A 4,162-nucleotide genomic window follows, 5' to 3' on the forward strand; every position below is an offset into this window, starting at 1 on the left:
AAACAGATATCCGATAAGTAACATTTTGAACAGCATGACAGGATCAATACAAGGTCGACCATTGTTTTTGCAGTGCAACGGTCGGCATTTATCAGCGATAAAAGAAAAGTCAATCGTTTCATTAATTTTTCTTAACAGATGATCTTGAGGGACAAGGTCCTCTATGTTGACGGTTTCTTGCTGAAATTCTCTGGATGTGTTCGTTCTGAACATAGTAAAACCTTCCTTGTGGATGCTTTTATATTATTTTAATTCAACAAAAAAGGCTGTTAACCTTCTTTTGTCAACAGCCTCAGGGGAGAGGTTCCCCTGTTCTTTATTCCTGTGTGCCGGCCGCAACTCGATCTAAAAACTCTTTCAAGTCCTGCCGGATTTCTTCTTCATACATGCCACCGACGATAACTTCCACGCCATGGTCTTTCAAGTGCTGGATGCCTTTCCCGCTTACCTTTGGATAAGGATCCATGATGCCAACAAAGATTTTCGCAATCTTGGCATCTGTCAAGGCGACGCAGCACGGACCCGTTCTTCCCCAATGGCTGCATGGTTCCAAGGTGCAGTAGACGGTGGCTCCCTCTGCCTTGTCTCCGGCATCTCGAAGAGCGTTTACTTCCGCATGAGGGCCACCCAGTTTCGAGGTATGCCCTCTGCCGACGATCTTTCTGTCTTTGACGATAATAGCGCCAACGGGTGGATTGGTTCCCGTCTTGCCTTGGGCTTTTCTTCCTTCCAGTACGGCTTCCCACATAAACTCTTTATCTTTATCAGTCATCTTCTTCTCTCCTTTAGAAATCAAATCTGTAATGGAACTCGTAACAATCGGCACGGTATAGCAAATGGCAAATCTCTGCGACGTTGCCTTCGCTATCAAAGGTTTTGCGTACCATGCGAATGATCGGGATGTTGCTGTTCTTTGGCAGATGTAACTCTTCCCGGTCTTTCTCGGTGGGCAAATCGACGATAAAGGTTTCTTCGCAGGATACTGGCTTGTGTCCCAATTCTTCCAGGGAACGGTACAAGCTGGCGTTTTCCTGCTTCAGTTTCTTCTCCAATTCGTCGATGGATACGATATGGGGAATGATGGAGCAGGATACGCCTACCTGGATTCCATCAATGTATTGCTCGTTTAAGTAGTACAGTGCCGGAAAGGAGACATCTTCCTTGCAAAGCTCCGGCATTTCGTCTTTGCTCATGATTTTGCGGATGTCCAGAACCTTTTTCTTCGCCTTTTTCCCATATTCGTCCGAGAATCCGCCTTTCCGATGGGAACGGGTTGGAATGACCCGAACTTTTCGCTTGGTCCGATTGCCTTCGGAGGTAATGAGTCCTTCCTCAATCAAACGGCGGATCGCACTTTGAATCGTGGAGGTATGGACATTGAACCGTTTCATGAGATCAAAATTGGTCGGAAACTCGGAACCTGGCGGATAGACTTTATACTCTATTTCCTTTTTCAAGATTTGATAGATTTCTTCCCATTTACTCATAGATAAACTCCTTTACTGAGGGGGTAATATGTTCGATCAACGCTTGGAGCAAGACTTTCCCCTTCTCCATGGATGCCCGAGAGGGAACTCCGATGTTTCCCGTTTCGGTATAAGCCCCGATGCCCTTGACTTGTAGCAAAGGACGAGGAACGGACGGAACATCGACAGCTTCTTCCCTCCTCACACGTTCATTCAGATATAGCAAAATGGAGGTTTCCCCTTCTCCAGCATGCATATCTTGGCTTAAGTTCACGCTTATGTTCGCTTTTTCATAGGCAAAGTCCCAGTCTTTCCGGGATGGAGCGACGAAGACTTTGGGACGGCCGACATTTTGTTCCTGAGCAAAGTTCCAGAGAAAATGGTTTCCCCCATGCCCATTCACGATGATAAGTTTTTGGATCCCTGAGTATTCCAGTGAGCTTGCCACATCAAAAAGCACGGAAAGAAGCGTAGCGGTTCTAAGAGATACCGAACCAGGGAACCTTGCATGTTCAAAAGACTGGGAGAACGGGAGTGCGGGCAACAGATAACAGGAGGGAAATTGCTCGGCCAGTCGCTTGGCAATTGCTTTCGCGATGATCGTATCGGTTCCAAGCGGCAAATGATGTCCGTGTTGCTCCAGGGCGCCAATGGGCAAAATGGCCGCGGGGCAGTCTTTCAGCTCCCTCCATGTTGATTGAACATCCATTTTCCCACCTTCTCTAGTCTAGATTTATGGTTCTGCACTATTTTACAACGAAATGAAAAAAAACAAAAGTTTTTCTTGCATTTTTTCCTAATATAGATCTATCCTAGTAAGTGTATTAGTGATCTAAATCTAAATCAGAAAAAGTAGGAGGAAAATGACTGTCTTGCCTACCCAAGCCTGCAAGATCGTCCAGCTCTGGACGGAGAGAGAAATGATTTCCTTTCCCCTAACGCATCTCATCCATGTCGAAATCGAAAAAGGAAAATACTTTCTTGCCGGATTCAGCTTTGATATCTTCGCATCTTCAGAGAACAACGGCGATGAAAATTAAAAAAGCCGGGGTTTCCCGGTGAGGCTGTTAACCTTCTTTTGTCAACAGCCTCAGCTCATCCCTCTCTGGGATGGGCTTCTTTTATATCAAATTTCCGTCCTCATCCATTTTCAGCAAATCTTCTTCCCATAGAAGAAGGAAACACTCTATTAAATCCAGCCAAATGTTGCGCGTCGGAATATCCTTCATGAAGCCATAAGCGATGCAACATTGGCGGATATACGTCTCCATCATTTCAGGGCATCTTTTGTCATCGGGAAAGTCCAGGGCAAAGCCGATGAACAGAAGCGCCTTGATTTCTTCGTAACAGGCGAGAATTTGCTCGATATTCTTCAGTTCAATATAGCCCCGTTCACGGGTTTTTCGCCGACTCTCCCACTCTGCGGCGATGAGTTGTTTCAAAGGATGAAAACGGAATTGGCTCAAGACATGTGGAGATTTCAGTTCCTTGACGGAATAAGACAAGGGGAAATCACTCCCTTCGAGGATCTCCCCTATAGAATATCATGAATTCTGTTGTTCCCGTGCGATTTCGAGTGTCTTCTTCTTGGTAAGCTGCCATAGCGATGACGTTGGCGTTCAGTTGCTCCAGGATGAAGAATATGGGCGTATCGATGAAAAGATCGACGCTATCCCGCTTACAAAAGAGAAAGAAGATGACATCTGGGGGTGGTATTGTGATGCTAACTTCCCGGTCAAACCAAAAACGTTAACTTGTATTTTACCTTGCGGGGAGAATTACGCAAAATAAAGGAAAAACTTGAAAAAGAGGCCAAAAAAATCCGTTAGTTTCGAATAAATAGAAAGATGACCTTATCAGAAAGTGGGGATTTCTTTGAAAAAATAGGATTTATTCTCGGTCTGAGTCTGTTATTGGTTCTTGCCGGCTGTGGAGGAGATGCCGATCAAGCGCAACCAACCAAACCTGCCGCACAGCAATCCAAAAATGAACCTTCCAAGGATGCGAGCGGAAACTTGACATTTACCGAAGTGGGTCAAGAAGCCGATGTGCCCAATGTCGGACATGTGACGCTGAAGAAGATCAAGACTGTCAACGAAACCGTGGACTTAAAGCCGATTACGGTTACCATCAAAGATATCAAACTTTTCCATGTGGAGAATCTCTCTTCCGAGCTGAAACAAGGGATCGAATCCCTGTCTCAAACAAAAGTGGGAGATACCTTGGATTATATTCAAATTCAATATTCCGCTGAGAACACCAGTGACCAGAATGTGATCTTTAACGGAATCAGCACCATCACCACGAATACCGGTCAACAAATCGAAGTGGCTTTTAACGATTTCCTTCTTGATGATGAAATGCAAATGTCGGATTACCTGGGCAAGGTGAAAAAAGATGGGCTCCTTGGAGTTCCAGTCAAAAAGGCAGATGAGATCAAGCATCTCAAACTGTTTTTTGACATGGTAAGCGCGGAAGCAAGTGGCGAGACCCTGAAAGAAGCGCAAAAAGTGGAATACGATTTTTAAATAAAAACGAGAGGAATTAAACCCTCTGAGCTTGATGACAAACCCCTGGCTTTTTTCACAAGAAAAGGGCTTGGGGTTGTATATTTCAGGGAGATAAACAAATGAAGGAAATTCAATTTATTCATTAGCCGGACCACAAGGCTTTTTCCTCCAATTTTACTTGTTTTT

7 protein-coding genes are annotated in these 4,162 nt (G+C 44.9%); 2 read left to right on the forward strand and 5 right to left on the reverse strand.

Going from position 1 to position 4,162, the window contains the following annotated elements; all coding sequences use genetic code 11:
• The 4 genes from H2C83_RS17465 to H2C83_RS15025 form a co-directional block, all read right to left on the reverse strand.
• The coding region (locus H2C83_RS17465) for a transposase (RefSeq protein WP_512700746.1) at window positions 1-213 on the reverse strand (213 nt) is incomplete at its 3' end.
• 103 nt (window positions 214-316) lie between these two features.
• Window positions 317-772, reverse strand: a complete 456-nt coding sequence (gene ribD / locus H2C83_RS15015; RefSeq protein ID WP_181742012.1) for a bifunctional diaminohydroxyphosphoribosylaminopyrimidine deaminase/5-amino-6-(5-phosphoribosylamino)uracil reductase RibD — start codon at window positions 770-772, stop codon at window positions 317-319.
• A gap of 13 nt (window positions 773-785) precedes the next feature.
• Window positions 786-1,487: a GntR family transcriptional regulator gene (locus tag H2C83_RS15020; RefSeq protein WP_181742013.1), complete on the reverse strand. Its 702-nt coding sequence runs from the start codon at window positions 1,485-1,487 to the stop codon at window positions 786-788.
• Window positions 1,480-2,175 (reverse strand): creatininase family protein, encoded by a 696-nt coding sequence (locus tag H2C83_RS15025; RefSeq protein ID WP_181742014.1) that lies wholly within the window; start codon window positions 2,173-2,175, stop codon window positions 1,480-1,482. Before H2C83_RS15025 ends, H2C83_RS15020 begins: the two co-directional genes overlap by 8 nt.
• Window positions 2,176-2,329: 154 nt before the next feature.
• Here H2C83_RS15025 and H2C83_RS15030 point away from each other — a divergent pair, with 154 nt between their 5' ends.
• Window positions 2,330-2,506, forward strand: a complete 177-nt coding sequence (locus tag H2C83_RS15030) for a hypothetical protein (RefSeq protein WP_181742015.1) — start codon at window positions 2,330-2,332, stop codon at window positions 2,504-2,506.
• 81 nt (window positions 2,507-2,587) lie between these two features.
• Here the strand turns inward: H2C83_RS15030 and H2C83_RS15035 are convergent, their stop codons facing one another.
• Window positions 2,588-2,971, reverse strand: coding sequence for a hypothetical protein (locus H2C83_RS15035; protein ID WP_181742016.1), 384 nt, complete (start codon window positions 2,969-2,971; stop codon window positions 2,588-2,590).
• A gap of 342 nt (window positions 2,972-3,313) precedes the next feature.
• Between H2C83_RS15035 and H2C83_RS15040 the strand changes: the two genes are divergently transcribed.
• Complete coding sequence (locus H2C83_RS15040; RefSeq protein ID WP_181742017.1) at window positions 3,314-3,994, forward strand: hypothetical protein; 681 nt, start codon at window positions 3,314-3,316, stop codon at window positions 3,992-3,994.
• Window positions 3,995-4,162 lie beyond the last annotated feature (168 nt).

Origin of the sequence: Thermoactinomyces mirandus (genome assembly GCF_013868055.1) — a bacterium.
Lineage (GTDB): Bacteria > Bacillota > Bacilli > Thermoactinomycetales > Thermoactinomycetaceae > Thermoactinomyces > Thermoactinomyces mirandus.